The 25,737-nt window shown below is 33.0% G+C and carries 27 protein-coding genes; 2 read left to right on the top strand and 25 right to left on the bottom strand.

Annotated elements, in window-relative coordinates; genetic code table 11:
- Window positions 1-59 precede the first annotated feature (59 nt).
- The 20 genes from BOW55_RS05310 to hutH form a co-directional block, all read right to left on the bottom strand.
- Window positions 60-317 carry a phosphopantetheine-binding protein gene (locus tag BOW55_RS05310; RefSeq protein WP_068841663.1) on the bottom strand — a complete coding sequence of 86 codons (258 nt, stop codon included), beginning with the start codon at window positions 315-317 and terminating at the stop codon, window positions 60-62.
- Between the two features lie 2 nt (window positions 318-319).
- Window positions 320-937: a 3-oxoacyl-ACP synthase gene (locus tag BOW55_RS05305; RefSeq protein ID WP_129023294.1), complete on the bottom strand. Its 618-nt coding sequence runs from the start codon at window positions 935-937 to the stop codon at window positions 320-322.
- A 44-nt stretch (window positions 938-981) separates the two neighbouring features.
- Window positions 982-1,797: a hypothetical protein gene (locus tag BOW55_RS21040; RefSeq protein ID WP_206733590.1), complete on the bottom strand. Its 816-nt coding sequence runs from the start codon at window positions 1,795-1,797 to the stop codon at window positions 982-984.
- A 15-nt stretch (window positions 1,798-1,812) separates the two neighbouring features.
- A complete protein-coding gene (locus tag BOW55_RS05295) occupies window positions 1,813-2,952 on the bottom strand; it encodes a beta-ketoacyl synthase (RefSeq protein WP_129023293.1) in 1,140 nt (379 codons plus the stop codon).
- A 108-nt stretch (window positions 2,953-3,060) separates the two neighbouring features.
- The gene (locus tag BOW55_RS05290; protein ID WP_129023292.1) at window positions 3,061-3,465 is read right to left on the bottom strand and encodes a hypothetical protein; all 405 of its coding nucleotides are present in this window, start codon (window positions 3,463-3,465) and stop codon (window positions 3,061-3,063) included.
- Window positions 3,466-3,561: 96 nt separating this feature from the next.
- Window positions 3,562-4,011: a thioesterase family protein gene (locus tag BOW55_RS05285; protein WP_129023291.1), complete on the bottom strand. Its 450-nt coding sequence runs from the start codon at window positions 4,009-4,011 to the stop codon at window positions 3,562-3,564.
- A complete protein-coding gene (locus tag BOW55_RS05280) occupies window positions 3,986-5,266 on the bottom strand; it encodes an ABC transporter permease (RefSeq protein ID WP_164975002.1) in 1,281 nt (426 codons plus the stop codon). Before BOW55_RS05280 ends, BOW55_RS05285 begins: the two co-directional genes overlap by 26 nt.
- Window positions 5,256-6,008 (bottom strand): ABC transporter ATP-binding protein, encoded by a 753-nt coding sequence (locus tag BOW55_RS05275; protein ID WP_089058885.1) that lies wholly within the window; start codon window positions 6,006-6,008, stop codon window positions 5,256-5,258. Before BOW55_RS05275 ends, BOW55_RS05280 begins: the two co-directional genes overlap by 11 nt.
- A 6-nt stretch (window positions 6,009-6,014) precedes the next feature.
- Window positions 6,015-7,013: a BtrH N-terminal domain-containing protein gene (locus BOW55_RS05270; protein WP_129023290.1), complete on the bottom strand. Its 999-nt coding sequence runs from the start codon at window positions 7,011-7,013 to the stop codon at window positions 6,015-6,017.
- Window positions 7,013-7,417 (bottom strand): hypothetical protein, encoded by a 405-nt coding sequence (locus tag BOW55_RS05265; protein WP_129023289.1) that lies wholly within the window; start codon window positions 7,415-7,417, stop codon window positions 7,013-7,015. Before BOW55_RS05265 ends, BOW55_RS05270 begins: the two co-directional genes overlap by 1 nt.
- A gap of 24 nt (window positions 7,418-7,441) precedes the next feature.
- Entirely contained in the window at window positions 7,442-7,906 is a 465-nt protein-coding gene (locus tag BOW55_RS05260; protein WP_241686482.1) for an ABC transporter permease, read from the bottom strand.
- A gap of 8 nt (window positions 7,907-7,914) precedes the next feature.
- On the bottom strand, window positions 7,915-8,346 hold the full coding sequence (locus tag BOW55_RS05255) for a hypothetical protein (RefSeq protein WP_129023288.1): 432 nt from the start codon (window positions 8,344-8,346) through the stop codon (window positions 7,915-7,917).
- Window positions 8,346-9,479 carry a beta-ketoacyl-ACP synthase III gene (locus BOW55_RS05250; protein ID WP_129023287.1) on the bottom strand — a complete coding sequence of 378 codons (1,134 nt, stop codon included), beginning with the start codon at window positions 9,477-9,479 and terminating at the stop codon, window positions 8,346-8,348. The genes BOW55_RS05255 and BOW55_RS05250 overlap by 1 nt, the downstream gene beginning before the upstream one ends.
- Before the next feature lie 16 nt (window positions 9,480-9,495).
- Complete coding sequence (locus BOW55_RS05245) at window positions 9,496-10,398, bottom strand: dialkylrecorsinol condensing enzyme DarA (RefSeq protein ID WP_129023286.1); 903 nt, start codon at window positions 10,396-10,398, stop codon at window positions 9,496-9,498.
- Window positions 10,399-10,704: 306 nt separating this feature from the next.
- Window positions 10,705-11,583 (bottom strand): lipid A biosynthesis acyltransferase, encoded by an 879-nt coding sequence (locus BOW55_RS05240; RefSeq protein WP_129023285.1) that lies wholly within the window; start codon window positions 11,581-11,583, stop codon window positions 10,705-10,707.
- On the bottom strand, window positions 11,583-11,837 hold the full coding sequence (locus tag BOW55_RS05235; protein WP_089058892.1) for an acyl carrier protein: 255 nt from the start codon (window positions 11,835-11,837) through the stop codon (window positions 11,583-11,585). The genes BOW55_RS05240 and BOW55_RS05235 overlap by 1 nt, the downstream gene beginning before the upstream one ends.
- Window positions 11,830-13,065, bottom strand: a complete 1,236-nt coding sequence (locus BOW55_RS05230; RefSeq protein ID WP_129023284.1) for a beta-ketoacyl synthase — start codon at window positions 13,063-13,065, stop codon at window positions 11,830-11,832. The genes BOW55_RS05235 and BOW55_RS05230 overlap by 8 nt, the downstream gene beginning before the upstream one ends.
- 192 nt (window positions 13,066-13,257) lie before the next feature.
- Window positions 13,258-13,989, bottom strand: a complete 732-nt coding sequence (gene fabG, locus BOW55_RS05225) for a 3-oxoacyl-ACP reductase FabG (RefSeq protein WP_129023283.1) — start codon at window positions 13,987-13,989, stop codon at window positions 13,258-13,260.
- Window positions 13,990-13,998: 9 nt separating this feature from the next.
- Window positions 13,999-15,228 carry a WG repeat-containing protein gene (locus BOW55_RS05220; protein WP_129023282.1) on the bottom strand — a complete coding sequence of 410 codons (1,230 nt, stop codon included), beginning with the start codon at window positions 15,226-15,228 and terminating at the stop codon, window positions 13,999-14,001.
- A 37-nt stretch (window positions 15,229-15,265) separates the two neighbouring features.
- Window positions 15,266-16,786 (bottom strand): histidine ammonia-lyase, encoded by a 1,521-nt coding sequence (gene hutH, locus BOW55_RS05215; RefSeq protein ID WP_129023281.1) that lies wholly within the window; start codon window positions 16,784-16,786, stop codon window positions 15,266-15,268.
- Window positions 16,787-16,887: 101 nt separating this feature from the next.
- Between hutH and BOW55_RS05210 the strand changes: the two genes are divergently transcribed.
- Entirely contained in the window at window positions 16,888-18,138 is a 1,251-nt protein-coding gene (locus BOW55_RS05210) for an NAD(P)/FAD-dependent oxidoreductase (RefSeq protein WP_129023280.1), read from the top strand.
- Between the two features lie 90 nt (window positions 18,139-18,228).
- On the opposite strand, the gene BOW55_RS05205 is transcribed toward BOW55_RS05210, so the two are convergent.
- From BOW55_RS05205 to BOW55_RS05190, 4 genes are all read right to left on the bottom strand, one after another.
- Window positions 18,229-19,914 carry a sodium/sugar symporter gene (locus tag BOW55_RS05205; protein ID WP_129023279.1) on the bottom strand — a complete coding sequence of 562 codons (1,686 nt, stop codon included), beginning with the start codon at window positions 19,912-19,914 and terminating at the stop codon, window positions 18,229-18,231.
- Between the two features lie 247 nt (window positions 19,915-20,161).
- The gene (locus BOW55_RS05200) at window positions 20,162-21,205 is read right to left on the bottom strand and encodes a UDP-glucose--hexose-1-phosphate uridylyltransferase (protein WP_129023278.1); all 1,044 of its coding nucleotides are present in this window, start codon (window positions 21,203-21,205) and stop codon (window positions 20,162-20,164) included.
- 16 nt (window positions 21,206-21,221) lie between these two features.
- On the bottom strand, window positions 21,222-22,382 hold the full coding sequence (gene galK / locus BOW55_RS05195; RefSeq protein ID WP_129023277.1) for a galactokinase: 1,161 nt from the start codon (window positions 22,380-22,382) through the stop codon (window positions 21,222-21,224).
- A 24-nt stretch (window positions 22,383-22,406) separates the two neighbouring features.
- A complete protein-coding gene (locus tag BOW55_RS05190; protein WP_241686481.1) occupies window positions 22,407-23,453 on the bottom strand; it encodes an aldose epimerase family protein in 1,047 nt (348 codons plus the stop codon).
- 111 nt (window positions 23,454-23,564) lie between these two features.
- Here BOW55_RS05190 and BOW55_RS05185 point away from each other — a divergent pair, with 111 nt between their 5' ends.
- On the top strand, window positions 23,565-24,563 hold the full coding sequence (locus BOW55_RS05185) for a substrate-binding domain-containing protein (RefSeq protein WP_129023275.1): 999 nt from the start codon (window positions 23,565-23,567) through the stop codon (window positions 24,561-24,563).
- Window positions 24,564-24,859: 296 nt separating this feature from the next.
- On the opposite strand, the gene BOW55_RS05180 is transcribed toward BOW55_RS05185, so the two are convergent.
- On the bottom strand, window positions 24,860-25,549 hold the full coding sequence (locus tag BOW55_RS05180) for an NUDIX domain-containing protein (RefSeq protein ID WP_129023274.1): 690 nt from the start codon (window positions 25,547-25,549) through the stop codon (window positions 24,860-24,862).
- Window positions 25,550-25,737: the final 188 nt, after the last annotated feature.

The following is a 25,737-nucleotide window of genomic DNA, read 5'->3' as shown; positions in this document are numbered from 1 at the left end:
CTAGATAGAGACAGTTTTTTGTCTAAGAAGTCTAAAAATCTAAGTCAGTCTAAGAAGTCTTATTTAGTTCTGTTAGCGCTGATATAAGCCGCCATAGTTTCGATAGACTGGAAAATTGTTTTTCCCTCTTTCGGATCTACTAATTTAATTCCGTAATCTTTATCTAAAATCACGATCAATTCAAGTGCATCAATTGAGTCCAAACCTAAACCATCTCCAAACAAAGGATCGTTATCAGCAATATCTTCTACTGCGATATCTTCAAGGTTTAGAGTAGTAATAATTTTGTTTTTCAATTCTTCTTTTAATGCTTCCATGATTATTTATTGTATAATGTATTGATAGTTTCGTTTGTATATTTTTCGCTTTCTTCTTTGCTTATAGTACAGAGAAAAGCTTTGTAATTGTCGTTAAAATATTCTACCCAGCCGCATAAAACTACATCTGCCTTATTCGTATTCAAAAGAATATCCGAATAATTCGATATGAATTCTGTGTTAAAGGCATCAAATATAAAGAAAGAATTCTCACTTTTCAGCTGATGACGAATACTTATTTCGCCCAGACAAATATTTGGCAGTGTATAAACAAAAACCGCAGGACTCGGATAATAGTTTTCCTTGTCTGAAATAGATTCTTGATATTTTACATCCGTATCTAAACTCGACGATTTATTGGCCAAAACCAATGCGATATTATTTTCCTGCTCTGTTGAGGTTATCGGACTCAAAAGCAATTCTGATCCTAAAAAAGCCAGTTTACTCAAAGCATCCATTTTGTAAAACTTTGGATATTGCATTTCAAAATTACGATACGCTTGTTTGGAGAAATCAGCAAAATCTGTTGGTTCAGTTTTAAATACAGAAGTTCCGTTCAAAACAATTTCGTTGTTTTGGATTGTGATATAGGATTGTATGTAGGTTTTATTTTGAGTCATTTGACTTTGTGATTCATTTTTAGAAAAACCAATTTAAAGTTTATCTATTTTTTAAAAGATTTAATAAAATTATGAAAAGAGTCTAAGTTTTTGAATGTATTTAATTTTTCAAAATCTTGATCTTTTAGTGGGCGTAATTTAAATGTTTTAACAGCACTTTCTGTAGATCCTCCGATATAAATATCTGTCATGCTTTTTGATAGACCAATGTATTTTAAGTGAGGATAAAAACTTTTAGAATTTTTAATTATTATTTTAGCAAGATTGAGAGAGACATTTCCTCCAAGCCAAATTGATTCATTATCTGAAAAATCATTATCAAAGTCTTCTTCAAATTCTGGACTATGGTAAATTTCGAATGCTACACCAATTTTCCCCATATATTTTATAAACTGATTTACATTTTCAAAATTGGTAACCTTAAAATCACGACCAATTGTTTCACGTAAAAATTTTTCATTTTCTTCTGGAGCTAAAATGGAATTTTCCAATTTAATTAGTTGCGTATTTATGAAATTTACCTTTTCAGTTAATTGTAAAAATTGAATGTTTTTTGCATCATCTCTAGAAACTTTTACTTCTACGTTTTGCTGTCTTGAAAAATCATATTTGTTAATCTTAATATAATTTGTTTCATCTTGATAATCAGAGGGTGCATATAAAACCTTATTGTTAAAATTTAAGGTTAAAAAGAAAAGAACAACAAGTGCCGTTGGAAAAGAAATAAGAAAATAGATAAATAATTCTTGATTATTTTCATGGATAAATGGTAAAACTAATGTTCCGCTTACTTCAGCAATTCCTGCAAAAATGGCAATAATTGTTAACGGGTTTTTTATAAGACCAACCTTTTCTGTCATTTTTATATGTTTTAATTACTTCACTTTCTCAAAAACCACAGCCGTATTACAACCTCCAAATCCAGAAGCCGTTTTCAAAAAATATTCAATTTTAGCCTCTTTATTTTTCTCAATAACATTTACACTTTCGCTAACTCCAATTTCGTCAAAACCTTTTGATTCAAATAGCCTATTTTTATTTACCGATTCTATAGCAATTACCGTTTCCAATAATCCCGAAGCGCCTAATGTATGACCATAAAATCCTTTTAAACTATTAATAGGAACATTTTGCAACCCTAAACGATTTAAAGCAATCGCTTCCATTTCGTCATTAAACGGAGTTGCGGTTCCATGAGCTGAAATATAATCTAATTTCTGGGCTTCAATTTGAGCTTCTTTCAAAGCATTTTGAATACTTCTGAACAAACCTTCGCCTGTTCTTGACGGTCCCGAAATATGATTGGCATCGTTTATCGAACTGTCTCCGATTACTTTTATTTTAGCTTTTTTGGCTTCCGCCGAAACTAAAACAGCAACCGTTGCTTCGCCTAAACTTACTCCAGTTCTGTTTTTTGAATACGGTTTACAAGGCAGATCACTCATCGCTTGAAACGCATTAAAACCAGATAAAACAAATTCTGAAACTTCGTCTCCTGCTACAATAAAAATATTGTCATAAAGTTCAGACTGAATCATTCTTTTGGCAACTGAAACTGCCAAAATTCCAGAAACACAAGCATTTGAAACCACAATTGGCTGTGTCGTAAATCCGAAGAAATCAGAAACATTTTTGGCTAAAACATCTAAATGTGCATTATTGAAACTGTCACTAGTATTGTCTTTTAAAGCCGTAACATTTCCTTTTGTAGTTGAAAGTATAAAGGCAGTTTTTGAATTGAATTCAATTCCTGAGTTTTTGATAATTGGCTCTAAAGCCAAAATCATCATTTTCTCTAAACGAGAATATTTGGTTTCAGTGCTGATTTTTGCGAAAGCACTGTTTATTTTTTCATCAGAAATAATTGAAGCATAAAACGGATTTGGCATTAAAGAAATATCATTGTGAAGCTGAATTCCAGAATCGCCGCGAAGAATGGCGATGATATTAGATTCAACATCAAAGCCTAAAGGTGTGATACAATTTGTTTGTGTGATGTATATTTCTCTTGACATTTTAAATTTCAATTTCTCCTGCAAGGTTTTTAAAACCTTGTAGGTGTATGATTTTAGACTTTTAATTAATTCTATGCAGATTTTAAGCTATTAGTTGATAACAATTGTCTATAATAAGTCAAGTGGTACAATATAACTAGCTGCATAGAGAAGATTTTTCTTTCCTTTTTTTAAATTTTCGAATGCGTTTTTATACCAATTAGAATCAAAAGGATTATTACCATAATCTTCTACAACAATTACATCATAAAATTCTTCATCAAACCAGGGTTCGATACCACTAATTCCAAGATTTAAACTCTCAACTCTATCTAATACTATTTTAAAATCTTCTTCCAAAAAATACTTTATAGATTCAGAATCGAATCCTGAATTTTTGTTTTCAAGATCAAAGAAAACATTCTGATTTAAATAATCAAACTTCTTTTCATATTCCATATCAGCTTTATTTTTTTCAAACTTCTCAATATCGGACTTCGCTTTATTACCATGTTTTCTAGAATAAAAACGCATCTATTAATACTGCTAGTACAAATAAGATTTGTTGTGTCATCTTTATTCGATATTATGGATACCTACAAGGTTTTGGAAACCTTGCAGGAAACGCGTCTACTTTAACAACCCAACTTTCCTTTTCCATTCTTCATAAAAAGGAGGATTTGTCAGCATTAAATTACCTGCTGCATCCAAAAAAACCTGAACGGTTTCGCCAGTGCAAGCTATTTCACCTTTAGCATCAATAATTTTAAAACGGTAAATCATTTTGGCGGCAGGTGTATCAACAACCGTTGTTTCAATTGTTACGACATCGCCGTAGCGTAAAGACAATTTATGCTCACATTTTGATTTTACAATTGGCGTTGTATAACCCGTTTTTGCAATATCTAAATAAGTTAGTCCGTGTTCGCGACCAAACGCTTCGCGTCCATCTTCAAAATACGTGATATAATTGCCGTGCCAAACAATTCCAAGTGGATCAGTTTCGTTAAAACGAATTCTGATTTCGTGAGAAACGGTTAAATCTGTGGCTTCGTTAAACTGTTCTTTTCTTTTTGTCATAAAATAAGGCAATGGATGTTGTGATAATAAAGAACAAAAATAACAAACTTATTTTTGGAATGATTTCCAGGAATGAAACGCTGCGCAATAAAACATCATAAAAAGCTTCTAATCCCCAGTTCATGGGTGATGATTTGGCAATAATCTGCATGATTTTTGGCATAGCAAAAACTGGAACCCAAACTCCGCCAATTGCAGCGAGAATAATAACGCTTGTTGCGCCAAAGGGAGCCGATTGTTCTTGTGTACTGGCAACGGTTCCTAATAAAATTCCGAATCCAATGGCGGCGAAACCTGAAAATAAGGCAACGACACTCATTAATGCTAAATGCCCTTCGATGTTTAAAGAAGGCAATCCGATGGATGGAAATAAAAATACGGCAACAGCAACCATCATATAAAACTGAATCATACAGATGATCGAGTAGGTAATGGTTTTTCCGATTATTACAACCAAATTGGAAACGGGATTGGTTCTTAATCGAACGAAAGTTCCCTGCGATTTTTCTTTTACAATATTAATGGATAACGGAATTACAATAAAAAATATGGCGAAAAGTGTCCACGCTGGAACATTATGCTGTACAGAATTTGGACGAACTTCTTTGTTGTTTATTCTCGGAATTATTTCTTTGAAAGAAATGAAACTTTTTTGCTCAAAGTCGGCATTTCCTCCTAATTGATTCTGAAAAGTGGTATAAATAGATTTGGTTTCGATTTGCGAAATCATTTTATCGATCGAATTCATGACCGCATTTTTAAAACTCATTTGAACCGCTGGATCAAAATACAGTTTTACTTCTTTTTCTTTTATTATTCGCTGCGGTTCACTCGCTGCAGTACTATCAGTCATACCTAAACTGCTGACAATTTTCTCGACATTTTGATCTACTTTGGCTTGTAAGTCAGAGCTTAAATCTTGTGGAATTACAATAGCCAGTTGAAATTTTCCTTTGTAAACATTTTCTCGTGCAATATCTTCGGTAATCGCTTTATTATCGATTTGTGTAACAACGCTGAATAAATCGCTTTTTTCTAAATTGTTAAAAACGGTTTTTGATACAGAACCTTTATCATTATCGACTAATAAAATGGGAATTTTAGAATCGCTGACTTTTTTAAAAGTACTGTCCTGAATTAATGTAACGGTAATGACCAAAACCAATGGCATTATAAATAGAATAATCAACCCGCCTAAATCTCGTTTAAGGAGTAAAAATTCTTTTACAACTGACATCCAAATTTTATATATCATCTCTCAAGTCTTTACCGGTTAATGAAATAAAAACGTCTTCGAGATTTCGAGCATCTTTTGTCGATTCAATTAAAATTGAAGGTGTGTTTTGCGCATAAATTTGACCTTGGTCTAAAATAGCAATGTTGCTGCAGAAATCTTCGGCTTCAGCCAAATGATGTGAAGTATAAATAATCGTTGTTCCGTTTTGGTTCAACACTTTTAGATATTCTATAATGGCATTTTTAGAATGAACATCAACCCCAACGGTTGGTTCGTCTAGAAATAAAACTTTTGGTTTATGCAGAATTCCGGCAATTAAATTGACACGGCGTTTCATTCCGCCAGAGAAAGTTTCAACTCGTTTATCGGCAAATTTTAATAAACCCAAAAGATCTAAAGTTTCAATTACTTTATCTTTTAAATCAGAGCCTTTTAAACCGTACATACTTCCAAAGTAATGAAGATTTTCTCTTGCGGTAAGAGTAGGATATAAGGCATATTCCTGAGGAACAACGCCTATGATTTTTTTAATTTTTGAAGAATGATTGGCATAGTTTAAACCATCAATTGTAAAATGTCCCGAAGTTGGTTTTACCAATCCGCAGAGCATTGAAATTAAGGTTGTTTTTCCGGCACCGTTTGGACCTAGTAAACCAAAAATTTCACCTTCATTTATAGCCAGCGAAACATTGTTCAAAGAATACTGGTCGGCATCTTTGTACTTTTTCGAAAGGGATTCTATTTTAATTATAGATTGCAAAATATCTTAGCTGATGGCTTTTTTTAATTTTTTGAAAAAGATTTCTTCTCTATTGGCAATGTCTAGAAGTTCATCGGCAATAGTATTGTAAGCGTCTTCTTTGGCACTTCTGTTTTTATAAATTCGTGAGGCTTCAACGGCAAAATCTCGCCATGAATCACCAATTTTTGTCATTTCTTTAGAAAGTTCTTTAAGTTCTTCATTGTTTAAAATAACAGAAGCTTCTTGTAAAAATGCGGCATAAATAAAACGGAAACCTCCGCCGCCGGTTCCAATTTCTTCCTGCATACGAACCATTTGTGCCAAATAGTGATTGGCTTTTTTGGTACCGTGTTTTACAGGCCATTTTCTAATTTGCTTAGATACAAATTTGATTCCGCGAACGCCCACAATTGGCATTGGCGCAAGCATATCTCTGCAAGTGTTTTTTATTCCTTTAATGATGGCGCTTTTTAAATCGACTTCACTTGGAATTTGAATTGGATAATACATTTGTCCGCGTGGTGCGAAAGCTCCTTTTGCAAAACGTACTTTGTCTAATTCGTCGTGCGTTAAAGTGGTTACAGTTTCCATAACAGGATCGCTGATCAAATAGTCTTTATCGGTTTTTCCGTAAACAACTAAATTATGTGCATTGAAATGAAAACGGTATTCGTCAGGGAAATAACTTAAATTATAAACGCCAACTTGTAATCCGGTTGGAATATTATTTTTTAAATTTTCATCAAGCGCTTTGTTTGCGTTTACTGTTGATGAAAATTTTTGTCTTTTTATTTTAAGATTTAAGCGGGTCGCTACTTTATTAAAAATTTGTCCCGGTAAAGTTCTATAGCTGATTGCTGGTGCGTAATTGACTTTTATAAAGGGTAAATACACAAAGAAAAGTCCTGAACCGATACCAAAAACCATTGGTTCGCTTATGTTGAGTCCGTTGTTTTTTAACAGATTCGATGCTACTCCATTTTCACAGTGAGCAGATTGGTGATGTGTAAAAGTGACTTGCATTAATCTGTTTTAAAGTTTTTTAATTCGGATACTGAAATGCTAAAAGCATCAGCATATTTTTTCAAAATAGAATCGCTTAATTTGGCAAAAACAGCAGGTTTAAAATGTCTTTTTACGCGCCATTTCCACATTCCTACGTAGCTTGACAAAATCGTAAGATCCATTTTATTAAGTTCCATATAATAAGAAATCGGACTTACTTCGCCAGTTTTAACTTGTTGTTTTGCTTCGGCAATACGTTCGTTTATTTCTTCGATAGAATTTGATAATGCAATTGTTTTGGGTTCCCAGCCTGTACTTAAGGTGGTGGTATAATTGCCGTTTTCATCAGTCGCGTATAAAAGCTCTTTAACATTGTTTTTGGTTAAGTTACTTTTATCTTGTGGTACATTTTCTTTTTCCATGACATTTATCGTTTCTATTGGGATTTATTCTGGAACCGAAATTGTTTTTTGAATGAATAAATTAATTTCGCATTCTAAGAGCAGTTGTTCGCCGAGTAAACTTTTGCAGCTCATTGTGCATAAAGTATAATCGTCGCCGGCAAATTTCGAAATTAAATTTGCTCTGGTAATTATAGTGCTGCCTGCTTTTGGCAGTAAATGAATTTTTGCATTTTTTAAAGCGCTGATAAATCCAATTACATTTACGTTTTCATTTTCTGTTCCGTCCTCTTCAAAAAAATATTTTTTCCCTACAATTGCAGAGCAGGTTTGTGCTGTGTTTTCGATTAAACCAGCTTCGGTAAAAATAGTATTGGCAACAAAAATATTGTCTTCTTTTATCAAAAAAGTGGTTTCTACAAAGTTGGCATCTATATCCAAAATCAAATCTACCATAAGCATTGGTGCTCGGTGCGGCAGATAATTTTGTATGTCAACTCCAGTATTCAATTTTTATATTATTTGGCTAAAACGGTTTTCATTTGTCCGTTTGCAATTTCTTCATTATTTAATTTGGTAACAATATTCACTAAAGTGATACCGGCAAATTCTTGTAAAATGGTAACTTCAGATTGAATAGAATCGTTAATTTCTGGCAGTTTTTTAATTGCAATTTCTTTAATAGAACCAATATATCCAGTCGGCGCAGTTTCGTTTCTTAAAAAAAACTGATAACCAGTATGCAAGGCAACAGATTGTGCCATGTGTTCAATTAAACCTGCTTCTAGAAAAATATTGTTTTCGGTAAAAATGTTATCGTTCTGAATTGTTAAACCCGAAATCAAAGAAGTTTCGGTATAAGAATACATTGCATCAACCATTACAAAAGGAAACTTTTGAGGCAATAAATTTTCGACCGTTTCTTTTTCTAAAAGTGCTGTTGTTTCCATTAGCAAACTGTTAAATAAGCGTAGGCAAAAGAGAATCTTCCGCTTTCTGGAACTGATAAAAGAATTTTGTCTCCTTTTTTCAAGTTTCCTGAATTCATTAATTCTTCTAAAGCTAAATATATGGAGGCCGAACCTACATTACCCACTCTAGAAAGATTCATAAACCATTTATCATCATTCATTCCGATGCCTCTTTCATTTAATCCTTTTTTTAATCCTTCAACAAAAAAGTTAGAAGAAACGTGAGGAATAAAATAAGTAATATCGTCAGATTTAATATTGTTTTTATCCATGGCATCTTTCATGCTTTCTGCGCCTTTAGAAAGAATAAATTCGTCCAGTAGTTTTACATCTTGTTTGATGGCAAAAACAGATTCGTTCAACCATTGTTCTGGTGCGTAATCGCTCCATGATTTGATTTCGCCGTTTTCTAGTTTATCACCTCCTGCATACATGCATGTTTCTAGTTCGTAAGCATACGAAAAAGCTTCCATCCATTCTATTTTTAGAGAAATCGGACCTCTTGGTTTATTTTCTAATAAAAAAGCGCCGGCACCGTCAGACAGCATCCATCTTAAAAAGTCTTTTTTGAAAGCAATAATGGGCTGCTCTTCCAGACTTTTTAAATTTTCGGCTTCGTGATTGTATTTTTGAGCATTCAGCCAGGTCGAAACTTTTTCTGATCCTGTACAGATTGCATTTTTTGAATTTCCAGATTTTATAGAAAGAAAACCAAATTTTAATGAATTCATTCCAGCACAGCAAACTCCTGTTGAAGAGTTTAGTTCTACCGATTTGTTTTTTAAGAGACCATGAACCATCGCAGCGTGCGAAGGCAGGAATATATCAGGAGTTGAGGTTCCGCACGAAAGTACTTCTAGATCCTGAGATGTAAAGTTTTCGTCGAACAACGGTAAAATAGCATTTCGTGTTAATTCGGCATTACTGTGTGTACTTTTTCCTGTTTTATCAACAGCGTAATAACGGCTTGTAATTTTGTTGTTGCGCAAAATAATACGTCTTGCTTTTGAGGCAGTATCGTTGATAAGGCCTAAATAGGCTTCCATTTCATCATTCGAAACAGCGTCGTTTGGCAAATATTTTGCAGCTTTGGTGATATATACTTCAAACATAATCTAATTTAGTATGCTAAACTCCTTGATAATATTGAGTTTCTCTTTTTATGGTTTTTAACTTAAATGGGTAGGAAATAAGGTGCAATATATACACTATTGGCGAGATTAACCAAATCGCAAGGAATAAATAAACATTAAATACTTTTAGAAGCAGTTTTCGGTTTTTTTGATTTTTATAAATGAGGTTTGACCATTTATTAAAAATTTTATTGGCGGTTTTGTCTACGGTCACTAAATAGGGACTGATTTTTACGGCGCCATTTGCGACTAATTTTGGTTGTAGATCATTCAAACTGTTCGTTTTTAGATCTGTAAGTATTATTTCTCCAAATTTTGGAGATTCCTGAATGTCTTTTTCTGAAACTCCTGGAAGCGGAAAAATACCTAAGTATTTTTTCTTAACGCCAGAGAACATCCATTCTACGATTGTAATAACGCTGATTAGGTTTCCAACACGATCTACTAGAGCAACGTTTCCTACTAATTGTGCATTGGCTTCTTTAAGCAGGGTTTTGATTTTTTCCTGCGCCATTATCCACATATTTCGTGAACCGCTGATGGTGATTACGGGTGTATTGTTTAGAATTTTTTTTGCTTCGCCGCTTTTCAAAAAAGAGTTAATAGGAATGGAAGGCGATAAATACCAAACTTGATAGTTGAAAAGCACCAAGTCGAATTTCGTATTTAAAATATCTTCTGGAACTGGTTTTAGAGCGGTTGGAATCTGTAAAAATGATTCTGGAAAGGCATCAAAGAATGAATCCTTATTCCAAGGAAAAGGAAAAGGTTTTTCTAATTGTATTTGGTAAAAAGTTACATCTATTTCCTCTGAATCTAAAAATGGTTTTGCAATGTTTTGTGCAATGCTTTCTAATTGTCCGGATTGAGTATAATAAATAACGAGAACTTTTTTCATTTGGGTTGATTGGCTATGGTTGCGAACAAAAATAGGCAAATTTATTTAAACGAATTTTCTTGTTTAATGTTTCGTTTTATAAGTTTTTTTGGATGTGGATTTATGGTGGGTTTTTAATCTAGCAGAACACTTTAAAGCACAGTTTGTCATTTCGACGAAGGGAGAAATCTTCGTAAGTAGCTCCGTTCTTATAAGCCAATCTTTTTAGAGCTTCTCGTGGAGATTTGCTTCGCCTGTTCACTTTCGCTCGAGTCTCCTTCGTCGAAATGACAAAAATGAGAAAAAACCTGCGTTATTTTTTACCAATTATGGTAAATCATTCCAAAAATCGAAATAATTAAACCATTGAAGCGGATATTTTTTTAAGATATTTTCTACGCTGGTTACATACTCTTTCAAGAGTGCTTTTTCGTCACGATGTTTAACTGTGGCTTCTCTTGCGTATAAATGATAATGCAGATTTGGTTCTTTCATAACATAAACAAATACAACGGGAACTTTTAGTCTTGAAGCGATTAAAAATGGTCCTGCCGGAAAGCTGGCTTCTTTGCCTAAAATGTTTTCTGAAAGTGATTTTGTTCCTTCAAAGTAGCGATCTCCGGTAAAGCAGACTAATTCATTATTGGCTAAAGCGGCATTAATCTCAAAAATATGAGACAAATCGTCTTTGATGATGATGAATTTTACGGTTGGTTTTTGAGTAACGCTGGCTAAATAATTTTTAATAGCAGAATGCTCTAAGTCTGTTGTGACTAAATTAATTTGAAAATTAAGATCGATGTCGCCTAGAAAATGTTCTGCGATTTCAAAATTTCCAACATGAGCGCTAATTAAAACACCGCCTTTTTTTTCGGCTAAAAGTTTTTTCAGCGTTTCGATTCCGTCAAACTCATAGGTGAATTTGTTTCGCATTCCAGCCGAAATGGAAATTTTATCAATAATGGTCTGTCCAAAAGTATAGTAACTTTTGAAAACCATTTTTTTTGATTGGAAATAGGAATAGTTGAGTCTTTCTTTAAAGTAATAAAAAATAGCTCGATTGCTTTTTTTTAAAAACAGAAAGTAATAAGAGGCAACAAAATAAAGCAGGACATAAGCAGACTTTATACCCGCTTTTTGTATTAAAAAAACGAATATTCTATAGCCTAAAACAGTTCCTTTTGATTTGCCATCCCATTGACTCATTAAGCTGTTTTGGCTTTTAATTTGGTTTCAATAAGGTCGTAGAAACTTTGAAAATCAGAAATTCCAACAAAATCTGCCTCCACTAGTTTTACACCAAAGTTAGATTCTATCGAAACTACTAAATCAACATAATCCAGACTGTCTAACCCAAGTGTATCTTTTAAATTAGCATTTGGTTCAATGTCGTCATTGTCAACTTCAAATTCATCAACTAAAAAACCATTAATTCTTGCTATAATCTCTTCTTTATTCATTGTTTAATTTAAACTTTTTAACCACCAACGCAGAGTTGGTTCCTCCGAAACCGAAAGAATTGGACAAAAATATGTCAAATTTTTTGTTTAACGTAGTTTTAACTAAATTTAATTTAGAAGCATCTTCATCAGGGTTGTCTAAATTGATGTTTGGTGCAATAAAATCGTGCTGCATCATTATGATAGAATAAATGACTTCACTTGCTCCAGCCATCCAGCATTCGTGACCTGTCATTGATTTTGTAGAACTTACGTATGGGTTTTTCTCGCCAAAAACTTCAAAGATAGCTTTAGCTTCATTTGCATCTCCAACGGGAGTTGAAGTTGCGTGCGCATTGATATACTCAATATCTGATGCTTTTAGTTTTGCGTCGTCAAGAGCTCTTTGCATTGCTGTGGCAGGTCCTTCGACATTTGGAGTTGAAATATGTCCGCCGTTTGATGAAAAACCGTAACCCGAAACTTCGGCAATAATGTTTGCGCCGCGTGCAATCGCAGATTCGTAACTTTCTAGAATTAAAGTTGCACCGCCGCCGCTTGGAATTAATCCGTCGCGATCTTTGTCGAAAGGTCTAGAAGCTTTTTCGGGATCATTTTCTCTATTCGAAAAAACGCCTAATCCATCAAAACTGCTCATGGCATATTTATTAATTTCTTGTGCGCCGCCGGTAATAATAATATCTTGAAAACCGCTTTTTATTAAAAAATAAGCAAGCCCGATAGAATGTGAACCGCTCGCACAAGCTGCACTAACAGTTAAATTAATGCCTCGCAGTTTAAAAATCGTTGAAAGATTCATTGTAACAGTAGAATTCATCGATTTAAAAATAGCTCCAGAACCAATTAAAGCGGTATCTTTTTTCTCACGTACAATATCTGTAGCATCAATAACAGCTTTAGAAACGCTGTCATTTCCGTACATAATTCCAACCTCGCGATTCTCAAAAAAAGCATCGTCAATATTAGCATTTTTCAATGCTTCGATAGTCGCCATATAAGCATATTCGGTTTCTTCACCAATGCTCATACGTTGTCTGCGTGTCAATAAATTTTTTAAATCAGCTTTCGGAACCATTCCTGTTAAGGCTGATTGAAAACCAAACTCTTTTCGGTCAGAATCAAATTGAATACCTGATTTTCCGTTATATAATGATTCCTTCACTTCATCTAAAGAAGTTCCGATACAAGAATAAATTCCCATTCCAGTAATTACAACTCTCTTATTCATCGTCTTTCAAAGTAATTTTATATCCGTTACGTGTAATTTTGTTTTTAACACATAGTAACATAGCTTTTGTAAACTCAAAATAGGCGTTTCACTTATTTGAAATACACATAGCAATCTATGTTAAAGAAATGCATTTCTTTTTTGCATTCTTTTCACATAAAATTCTATGTTTCTATGTGTTTAAAATATTTTTTAAGAATATATCCCTCCGTTTATATTGATAATTTCACCGGTAATATAACTTGATTTTTTTGAAATCAAAAAGCTTACCAAATCTGCTACTTCTTCGGCTTCGCCAAAACGATTTACAGGAATTAGTTTTAATAATTCTTTCTCGTCCAGTTCGCTCGTCATGTCAGTTCTAATGAATCCCGGGGCAACAGCATTTACGGTAATGTTACGTTTTGCTACTTCTTGTGCCAATGCTTTTGTGGCAGCAACAATTGCGCCTTTTGCTGCGGAATAATTGGTTTGTCCTGCTGTTCCTTTTACACCAGAAACCGAAACCATATTTACGATTCGGCCATATTTATTACGCAGCATTTTTTGAATGAAAAACTGCGTTACATTAAAAAATCCGTTTAAACTTGTGTTTACAACACCGTTCCAGTCTTCGGGAGTCATCCACATAAAAAGACCATCTTTTGTAATTCCGGCGTTATTTACAATAGCTTCTACAATAGCTTCAGGATTAGTTTCCTGCCATTTTGTTAAAACATCTTGTACTTGTTCAAAATTAGCAACATCAAAACCTAAGATTTCTCCTGTTGCTCCTAATTTTTGTATTTCCTGAAGTGTTGCTTCAGCAGCAGTTTTGTTTGAATGGTAATTGATCAGAATATGATAATTAGATTCAACAGCTAATTTTTTACAAATAGCACTTCCAATTCCTCTAGAACCGCCTGTTACTAATACACATTTCATAAGTGAAATTTATTTCTTTTTCTTAGCTGCTGGTTTCGGTGTCGATTTAGCAGCAGGTTTTGTTGTTTTTGTTTCTTGTTTTGGAGCTTCAGCGGGAGCTGCAACTGGTTGAGGTTTTTCTGCAGATTTTGAAAATAGTTCAGCATTTTCAAACCATTGATTACTTAATACTGTTCCGTCTGGTTTAAGAAAACCCCATTTTCCTTCATTTTTTACTCTTGCAACACCATCTATAAAGCCTTTATCTTGCTGGGTAAACATGGCAATAATTGCATTTGCAGTAATGCCATATTGGGTTGGAATAATCAGTTTTCCAGATTCATTAATAAATCCCCAATTGCTTTCTTTAACTGGAGCTAAACCATTTGCACTAAAAACTTCGGCATCGTTATAAGTTGGTTCAATTACAAATTCTGCTTTTGGATTAATGTATCCCCATTTTTTTCCAACTAAAACGGGTGCTAAATTTTTAGAAAAAGCTTTTCCTTTATCATATATCGGTAAAATGGTCCAGTTTCCTTTTAAGTCAATGTATCCAATTTTTCCATTCTTTTTAGCAAACGTCAAATCTTGTGTTTCAAAATCCCAAATTTTTTCGGCTCCATCAACTGGAATAAATTTACCAGCGCTTACAAGTCCAAAAGTTTTGTCTTTTCTAGCCCAAGTTGTGTTTTTAAAATAGTTTCCAATTTCGGCGTAAGCCGGCTCAACTACTTCTTTTCCTTCAGCATTTATAATTCCCCAGTTTTTATTCAGTTCCACTCTTGCAAAACCATTTTCAAAAGGTTTGATCTGATCGTATTTTGGTTCTAAAACAATTGCCATTTTATTGTTGATCAGTCCAACTTTATTATTTTGTCTGAAAAAAGCAACACCATTATTAAAATCGAATAATTTATCTGATGCAGGATTTTTTTGAATTTCACCTTTTTTATCAATATAAACCCATTGCTTATCTTTTTGCACTATAGCAATTCCGTCGTTAAAATCTTTAGCATCTTTAAAATCAGCCGGAATTACCCATTCTCCTTTTGCATCAATAAAACCCCATTTTCCGCCATTTTCTACTGCGGCCAAACCTTCAGAGAAACTTTTAGCAGATTTGTACTGCGGTTCAATTTTAAAAGATCCATCTTTAGAGATATATCCAATTTTTGAATTCTTTTTAACTAATGCCAATTCTTGACTATTAACAACTTGAATAAATACGAGCAACAAAAAAATAAATGGTTTTTTCATGATTTTAAGATTCAATATTAATACTGTAAAACAAGTTTTAATTGTTGATCAAATGATCTTTTACTTTTTGAACGAAAGGATACATCACCTGATCTTCTTTAAAAGTAGGAATTATGTTTCGAATTTCATCGTACCATTTTTTAGAAACCGATGAAATTTTATCTTTTTGTTCTAAATAATCAATTGCCTGAACAATGGTAATCATTTCGATAGCCAGAACTTCAAAAGCATTTTCGATTACTTTTGAGGTAATAACAGCCGAGTTGGTTCCCATACTTACAATATCTTGATTGTCGTTGTTGTTCGGGATACTGTGAACGTACATTGGGTTTGATAACATTTGGCTTTCTGCGGTTGTTGAAGTTGCAGTAAACTGAACACCCTGCATTCCGAAATTAAATCCTAATGTTCCTAAATTTACAAATGGAGGCAGCAGTTCGTTGATTTTTGAATTTAATAAATAATTCAATTGACGTTCTGCCAGCATCGTTAATTTTGTAATAACAATTTTCAATTTGTCCATTTCAAGCGAAATATAATCTCCGTGGAAATTTCCTCCGTGGTAAACGTGTTTGTTTTTTACGTCGATAATTGGGTTATCGTTTGCCGAGTTAAATTCGTCTTCTAAAATTGAAGCAACGTTATTAATGGTTTCTAAAACCGGTCCAAGAATTTGAGGAACGCATCTTAATGAATAGTATTCCTGTACTTTTTCCTTGAAGATTTCTTCGGTATTTTCACCAGAATACAAATGGTCTTCTCTTTTACGAATTAAAGTACTGTCTGAAAGATTTTGACGTATTTTCGCCGCCACTTCCTGTTGTCCTTTATGACGTTTGGTTTGGTTTAATTCTTCTGAGAAATGATCATCATAAGCTTGAACTAATTCGTTGATAGCACATGAAGATTTTAATGACCAGTCTAATAATTTTTTAGCGTGATATACATTTACAACACCAATTCCGGTCATAACCGAAGTTCCGTTGATTAGTGCTAAACCTTCTCTAATTTCTACTTGAATTGGTTTTAAGCCTTCAATTTCAAAAACTTCTGGAGTTGGTCTTCTTTCGCCTTTGTAAAAAACTTCGCCTTCACCAATTAAAACTAAAGCTAAGTGAGATAACTGTACTAAGTCACCGCTGGCACCAACACCGCCGTGTTCGAAGATTAATGGCGTAATATCTCTATTTATAAGTTCAGACATTAGGTTGATTACTGACGGATGAACGCCTGAGTTTCCTAATGAAAGTGTATTTAATCGTGCTAGAATTGCTGCTTTTGCACAAATTGGACTTAAAGGTTTTCCGGTTCCAGATGAGTGGCTTCGGATTAAATTATATTGAAGCTGAATTTGATCAGATTCTTTAATTCTATATTGCGCCATTGGACCAAAGCCAGTATTTACGCCGTAAATTACTTTGTTTCCAGAAAATTCTTTTAGGAAATTAAAGCTTTCATTTACTCGGTTTAGAACGACATCGCTGATTGCAACTTTATTATTTCCAAATATAATAGATTCGAATTCTGCTAAACTTAAATATTCATTAATTGTATTCATTAAATCGGTTTTGATTGTGCTAATTTAATTTTATTAATCAAAATAAATGTAGTTATTTTGATGATGGCAAATGTAAGGTAATAATTGATAATATTTTTATTATGACAAAGGAGTTTGTAGATGTTTTAGTGATAGGCGCCGGACCCTCTGGATGCGTATCGGCATCGTATCTTCATAAAAACAATGTTAAGGTAAAAGTTGTTGAAAAACAAAGGTTTCCGAGACTTGTTGTTGGCGAAAGCTTAATTCCTAGAGTAATGGATCATTTTGCTGAGGCAGAATTGCTTGACGCTCTTAATGCAATGAATTTTGAAAAGAAGCTGGGAGCTCGTTTTATAAGAGGTGAAGAAATTTGTGTTTTTGATTTCAGTAAGAAATTTGGAGAAGGCTGGGATTGGACCTGGCAGGTTCCACGTGCTGATTTTGATAATACAATGGCTCAGGAAGTCGTGCGAAAAGGTGTTGATCTGGAATTTGAAACAGAGGTTTTGGAAGTTTCTTTTGAAGGGAAAAATTCTAAAACTATTGTAAAAGATAAGGATGGGAATTTAAAAGAAATTCACGCGAAGTTTATTATCGATTCAAGCGGTTATGGACGTGTTTTACCAAGACTTTTAGATTTGGATACGCCTTCAAAATTAGATCCGCATTCCTCAATATTTACACACGTAAAAGATATTAATAGAGAAGAAGGAGAAGAAGGAACTCAAATTTCATTTGATATACTAGAAACCCAAGTATGGTTATGGGTAATTCCGTTTTCTAACGGAAACACGAGTTTAGGAGTTGTTGGCCCGACTGATTTTATCAATTCTCTTTCTGAGAATAAAGATAATGCCGAGGCTTTGAAAAATGCTATTCAGCTATCAGACTTTTATATTAAAAGATTTCAGGGAACTGAGTTTTTGTTTGAGCCTGTAAAATTGGAGAATTATTCTAGAGCTGTAAAAAGAATGTACGGCGATGGTTTTGCTTTAACGGGAAACAGTTCAGAATTTTTAGATCCTGTTTTCTCGTCAGGTGTAGCTTTTGCAACTGAATCTGGAATGCTGGCTGCAAAATTATATTTGAAAGAAGCGCAAGGAACTCCTGTTGATTGGGAAGTTGAGTTTACCCAATATATGAAACGTGGAATTGCAGTTTTCACAACATATGTACAAGAATGGTACACCGGAAATCTGCAGACTTTATTTTTCCATCAGCCGGAAAATCCTGAAGTAAAAGAAAAAATATGCGCTGTTTTGGCTGGTTATGTTTGGAATGAAGAAAATTCGTTTGTCAAGAAACACGATCATGTAATTGCAAATATGGCGTATTTACTAAATATGCAAAAAGAACAAAGCTCGGAATAATCTGGTTTTTTCTATTGTTGCACTGTAATAAAAAAGAGGATTCTAAATTTAGAATCCTCTTTTTTATTAAATAGTATTTGTAAAATTTTGTTACCAGAACTTCACATATAATGCTACAATAATCAATAAAGTAATTACGATTAACACAGTAGTTTGTGGTTTAACTTTAAACATTTCAGAATCAATTTCAAATGCTTTAGGGTTTACTTTAGGTCCAGCAAAACTGATTGCAATCATTGCCAGCATTGTAAAGAAGAATGATAATCCCATACAAATATGGAACGGAATTTCGAATGCGCCTTTTCCATTAGAATAAGCGGTATATAATAAGGTTTCATTTCCGAAAAGCATTGGAGCATATTCATTGAATAAAACAGACAATACAAATCCTAAAATTACACCCACAATTGCTGCAGTTCCAGTTGTTCTTTTCCAGAACATTCCAAGGAAGAACATCGCAAAAACTCCAGGGCTAATAAAGCCAGTATATTTTTGAATATAAGTAAATCCGCCAACACCGCCAATTCCTAATATGTCATTCCATGTAAATAATACGGCTAAAAGCATAGCAGCAAAAACAGCATATCTTCCGATATTTACTTGGTGTCTGTCACTCGCATTTTTTTGAATGTATTTTTTATGAACGTCTAAAGTATAGATTGTCGAAATACTATTTACTTTACCAGCTAATGATGCTACGATAGCAGCAGTTAATGCAGCAACAGATAATCCTTTTAAACCTGTTGGAAGGAAAGTTAACATTGCCGAGTAAGCTCCGTCTTTTCCGCCAATCAATTGTGGTAAGCCACCATTTTGATATAAAACGTAAGCAGCAATTCCAGGTAACATAACGATTAAAGGCATTAATAACTTTAAGAATCCTGCAAACAAAATACCATTACGTGCAGTTTGTAAATCGGCACCTAAAGCTCTTTGAGTAATATATTGGTTACATCCCCAATAGTTAAGGTTGATAATCCAGATACCTGCTAAATAAGACATTAAACCAGGGAAAGTTAAATATTTATCAATTTCAAGTTGAGATGAAGAAGCAGTAGGTCTTTCAATTATCATTTTGAAATGTTCAGGTGCTTTTTCCATTAATAGATTGAAACCTGCAAGAGCATCTTTTCCAAAACCAAAATGATCAGATACTACAGTCAAAGCAATATAAGTTGTAACTAAACCTCCAATGATTAAAACCGCTACCTGAATTACATCGGTATAAGCCACAACTTTCATTCCTCCTAAAGAGATAATTAATGCAAAAACAGCTAAGCCTATCATAATGGCATGAAGATATTCTCCGCCAGCAAGACCATTAATGGCAACTGCTCCTAAATATAAAATAGAAGTAAGGTTTACAAATACATATAAAAACAACCAGAAAACTGCCATGATTAAAGCCGTCGATTCATTGTAACGTGTTTTTAAGAACTGAGGCATCGTGTAAATCTTATTCTTAAGATATACAGGAATAAACCAAACTGCAACAATAATCAAAGCAATAGCAGCAATCCATTCATAAGCAGCAACTGCAATTCCTAAGAAGAAACCTTCACCGCTCATTCCGATAAATTGTTCAGCCGAAATGTTTGATGCAATTAATGAAGCTCCAATTGCCCACCAAGTAAGTGTTCCTTCGGCAAGGAAATAAGCCTTGGCATCGTGTTCGTTTTTTTCGCGTTTGCGATAAATCGTATATCCATAGATAGATACTACGAGAAAATAGATAATAAATACTGCATAATCTGCAATAGTGAGGTTCTGGTTCATTGATAATGGTATATTAGATAATTAGTATAGCGATTGTTTTTTGTGGTTTTGTATGGTTTAATTTGTTTAAAAAATGAAAAATGTGTTTTTATTCTGTTATTTTTTTACAAAAAAAAGAACGGAAGCCAAATTTAAAATAAAAAGTTATATATCTGCTGTTGTAAATGTATTATTTACATTTATAAATAAATTATTATGTTAAATTTTCGATCCAATACTTATTTTGTAAGAAAAATTCAGCCAATTTTTATTTATAATGAACGTCTGATTGTTGTCTTAAAATTTCAGCACTTTTTTCTGGTGTAATATCTCTTTGCGATTCTCCCATCATTTCATAGCCGACCATGAATTTTTTTACAGTTGCTGAGCGAAGCAGCGGTGGATAAAAATGCATGTGAAAATGCCATTCTGGATGATCAAAATTATCTGTTGGCGCTTGATGAATTCCTGAAGAATAAGGAAATGATGTGCTGAATAAATTATCGTATTTAATGGTAAGCTGCTTTAAAATTTTGGCATAAGCGGTAACTTCTTCGGCATTAAAATCGGTGATTTTGCTAATTGGATTTTTGCTCACAATCATAGTTTCATAAGGCCAGATTGCCCAAAACGGAACTAATGCAACAAAATGGTCGTTTTCGATTACAATTCGACTGCCAACTCTCAATTCAGCCTTCACATAATCTTCAAGCAGTGTTCTTTGATTTTTGTCGTAATACGCTTTTAAGCTTTTGTGCGTTTTTTCAACCTGAGTAGGCAATGATGACTGCGCCCAGATCTGCCCATGCGGATGCGGGTTGCTGCATCCCATAACGCTTCCTTTATTTTCAAAAATCTGAACATGGTTAATGTATTTAATACTTCCTAGATCAGCATATTCTTTTTGCCAAGTTTTAATAATGTTTTCAATATCGGCAACTTCCATTTCAGGAAGCGTCAAGTCGTGTCTTGGTGAAAAACAAACCACTCTCGAAATTCCTTGTTCAGGTTCTGCCTTAAAAAAGGTATGTTTAATATCTTCTTCAAAAATGATCTCATCTTGTTTTAAAGCAGCAAAATCATTGTCGAATACAAAACTGTTTTTGTATGCAGGATTACTTACGCCGTTTGCACGAACATTTCCCGGACACAAATAACAAGTTGGGTCATGTTTAGGAAGTTTCTCAGTCGAAATGGTTTCGTTTTGACCCTGCCAAGGACGTTTCGCACGATGAGGTGAAACTAAAACCCATTCATTGAGTAAAGGATTAAAACGTCTGTGAGGATCTTCGTTAATGTCAAAGTTTTTCATTTTTTCGGTGTGGTATTTAAAGTAATGTTGTTCCGTTTGAGATTTTTACGTCGTAAAATTTTAATTCAATCCCAAATGTATTTAAATAAAGATTTGAAAACTTACTTTTTACCTCATTTTCATGACCTTTTTTAATTAAATTAATGGTGCACCCGCCAAAACCGCCGCCCATTAAGCGAGAACCAATGATAGTATTATCTGCTTTTGCCGTATCAACAAGCATATCCAATTCGGCACAGCTTACTTCGTATTCCTGAGATAAACCATAATGTGTTTCAAAGAGCAATTGTCCTAATTCTTCTATATTTCCTTTGTCCAGCGCTTCGCAGGCTTTTATAACACGATTAATTTCTTTTACCACATAATGAACTCTTTTAAAAACAGTTTCATCCATTTTGTCTTGAATACTTAAAAGTTGTTCCTCGGTACAATTTCTAAAACTTTTTACCTCAGGAAAATGACTTTTAATTATTGATAATCCCTGCTCACATTCTATTCTGCGTGTATTGTACTCAGATGTAAAAAGAGAATGTTTAACATTACTGTCAAATAAAACCAAAGAATAATCTTTAAAATCAGCATTATGATAATGATAGCCTAATGTATTGCAGTCTAATTGAATAACTTTGTTTTCAAGACCAAGCACACTCGAAAATTGATCCATTATACCGCAGTTAATTCCCACCCAGTGTTCAGCCTTTTGTCCTAATAATGCTATATCTACTTTTTCAATTTTTAAATCGAAAAGCTGTTGAATTCCGAAAATCATTCCACATTCTAAAGCGGCAGATGATGATAATCCCGAACCAACAGGAATATTACTGCTGAAAACACAATTGAAACCTTCAAAGGAAAAGCCATTATCCTGCAATTGTTTAATAACGCCTTGAATATAATTTGTCCAGACAATATCGCTTAATTTTACTTCCTGAGTTAAATCAATTTCAAATTGCTCGTTTAAGTCGATGGCAATTATTTTTGATTTTTTAGAATTGTTTTTTTCCAAAGCAAAGCAAATTACTTTGTCAATTGCTGCAGGTAAAACATAACCATCATTATAGTCAATATGTTCGCCAATAATGTTGATTCTTCCTGGAGAAAGTACTATTTTTTCTGGTTTAGTCCCAAAAGATTTTTCGAAAAAAGCAGTAGTGTTTTGTATTAAAATGTCATTCATTATACTGTAATTAGTTTACCGTTTTTAGTTTAAAATTTCAAATTTATAAACGGTTTCTTGATTATATGTTTCACCTTTTCTTAAAACTGAATTAGGAAAATGCGCTTGGTTGGGAGCATCTGGAAAATTTTGAGTTTCAAAGCAAATCCCGCTCGTTTTATGATAAGCAGTTTCGTTTTTTCCTTTTAAAATGTCAAAACAATTACCGCCTACATATATATGTACACTTGGCTGATCCGTATAAACGTTCATTTTTAAATTGTTTTTTGAACTAAATAAAGATGCTGAGGGATTATTGGTTTTATTGACAACAAAAGAGTTGTCGATCGAAGCCGGGCATTTTTTTTCAGTTCTAAAATCAAATTCATGGTTGCTGAGATCAATAAATTTTCCAGTTGGGATATTCTCTTGATTAGTTTCCAGCATTTTTTCGGCATCAATAAAAACTTTTTGATCCAGAACACTGCCATCGTGACCATCAAGATTAAAATAACTATGATGCGTTAAATTTATAATAGTATCTTCTGTTGAAATTGCTTTATAAGTTAATTTCAGCTCATTATCTTCTGTCAACGTGTAAGTTAAGTCAACTTGTAATTCTCCAGGATAATTTTCATTAAGATCTTCACTTAAAAGACTAAATGTTATCGACGGATTTTCATTAGAAGTTTGATTGGTAACATTCCATATTTTTTTCCCAAAACCAATATTTCCGCCGTGTAAAGAGTTTCCGTTATTGTTTTTTGTTAATTGGTATGTTTTTCCATTTAAAGAAAAAAGTCCATTGTGAATTCGCCCCGCATAACGCCCAACCGTTGTTCCAAAATAAGGAGCGCTTGGTAAATTATAAGATTCTAAATAAGACTTTGGAGAGTCAAATCCCAAAACAACATCAACAATTTTACCTTCAGAAATTGGAATCTGAATGGAACTAATAGTTGCACCGTAATTTAAAACCTGAACCCTCATTCCGTTTCTATTCGATAACTCGAAAGAACGAATTTTTTCAATATCTGATTCGAAATCAGAAAAATCGGCATTAGAAGTTGCGTTACTATGTGATTTGTTCATTGTTTTCATTAAAATTTTAGAAAAATGAAAGTCAAAAATAAAAACATTCTTTATTTTTGCATACCGGTACCTACCAGTTTTTGTATAAATTTTAAAAGACCTTTATTTTATATGAACATAATTTCGATTCAAAACAACATTGGTCTGCCAAAATATAAGCAGATTATTCTTTCAATAGAAAAAGCAATTGAAGACGAAAAACTGGTTAAAGGAGACAGATTGCCCTCTGTAAATAAAGTTTGTCTGGCATTTTCATTATCCCGAGATACCGTTTTGTTAGGATACGAAGAACTCAAAAAAAGAGGTATTATTTATGCTATTCCCGGAAAAGGATACTACGTTAAGAGTGTAGAAATCACGATTAAGCAGAAGATTTTTTTGTTATTTGATGAATTGAATATTTTCAAAGAAGATATTTATAACTCCTTTTTAAACAATATTGGGAAAAATGTTCAGGTCGATATTTACTTTCATCATTTTAATAATGTTGTTTTTCAGAAACTGATTAATGACAGTGTTGGGAATTATACGAAATACATTTTAATGCCAACAAATTTAAAAGATATAGTTGACTCTATAAAAACCCTACCAGTGGGTGATGTTATTATACTGGATCAGACAAACGCTGACTTAAAATCGTATCCTGCAATTTATCAGAATCATCAAAAGGATATTTTTGAAGGATTAGAGAAGGGAAAAGAACGTTTGGCTAAATATCAGAAATTGATTTTGATTTTTCCAGGTTTCCGAGAGCCAATAGGAATGAAAATGGGTTTTGAAGATTTTTGTGCGGCACATAATTTTGAATCTGAAATTATTGCCGAATTTACAAATAGAAAGATAAATGCAGGAGATTTGTACATTATACCAAATGATCGTGATTTGGTTCGGGTAATAGAAAGCGCGAGAGATCAAAATTTAAAACTCGGAACAGATTTTGGAATTATTTCTTATAATGAAACTCCTTTAAAAAAAGTGGTAGCCAGCGGAATTACTACAATTTCTACTCATTTTGAAGCGATGGGAAAAATTTTGGCAGAAATGGTTTTAAAGGGAAAAAAGGAACAAATCGAAAACAAGTCCTCCTTAATAATGCGAAATTCTTTGTAGTAATTTAGTAAAGAATTTAACATGCAGTTATTCATACTATAGTTAAATCGTTGTTTGATTAAAAACTCTCTTATTTATTAATAAAAAAAATAAAGATGATATTTTTTGTTTTTGAAGAATTATTTTGCTTACATTTGCAAATGTAAATTTTACACTTATTAATGTTTTAGCAGTTAGTGTTCATAATAACAGCTAAATACAAAGGTTAAAAGATAATAATTTTGTTTATTTTTTTTAATAGTAGTTTTATTGAAGAAAAAACCCTGAAAATTGTGGAATTTCAGGGTTTTGTTTTTTTATAAATTCAGTACGAAATCATTTAGTAACTTCTCTTCGTATTTTTCTTTATTAAAAGTGTACAAATACGATCCTTTTCTGGACGACTGCATGTCTTTTTCTTCAAGTTTATTTAAAATCTCAAGAGAGTTTATTTTACTAATGAAATTTCTTTTGTCTAACTCCTTACTTAAGATAGCTTCATATAATTCTAAAAGCTGACGCATGGTGAATTTTTCCGGCAGTAATTCAAATCCAATTGGTTTTATCGAAGTTTTATATCGCAGTCTTTTTATTGCATTTTGAACCATTTCATTATGGTCAAAAATTAAATTTGGCGCATCATTTATAGGGAACCATTCAGCATGATAATTTTTAATAAGTTCAGCATTGTGGTTTTCGATATTAATCAAGGCAAAATAGGAGACAGAAATGGTTCTTTCGACAGGATCACGATCAATTTCGCTGTAAGCATACAGCTGTTCCATATAAATATCGTTTAAACCAGTATACGTATTTAATATTCTAATAGCTGCATTATCTAAAATTTCATCACGCTTTAAAAATCCTCCAATCAAGGACCATTTTCCTTTTTCAGGTTCAAAATCTCTTTTGATTAAAAGTATTTTTAGACCTTCACTGTCGAATCCAAAAATAATACAATCTACCGCTAGTAAAACCTTATCAGCAGAGCTATAACTGTTTAGCATATATAATAATTTATTGGTAAAGATATAAACTTCCTAAATTGTTTCATAACTTATTAATGTAACATTTACACTTATGTGAAAATAGTAATAAAATTATGAAGAGGCAATACTTTATTTCGGCATCTGTAAATAGAATATAATTTTTCTATTTATTATTCTTTTTATTACCAAAATCAGGATCAAAGGTA

Source organism: Flavobacterium sp. YO12 (assembly GCF_004119495.1).
Lineage (GTDB): Bacteria > Bacteroidota > Bacteroidia > Flavobacteriales > Flavobacteriaceae > Flavobacterium.
The sequence above is the reverse complement of the archived record's forward strand: the minus strand, read 5'-3'. Positions and strand labels throughout refer to the sequence as shown.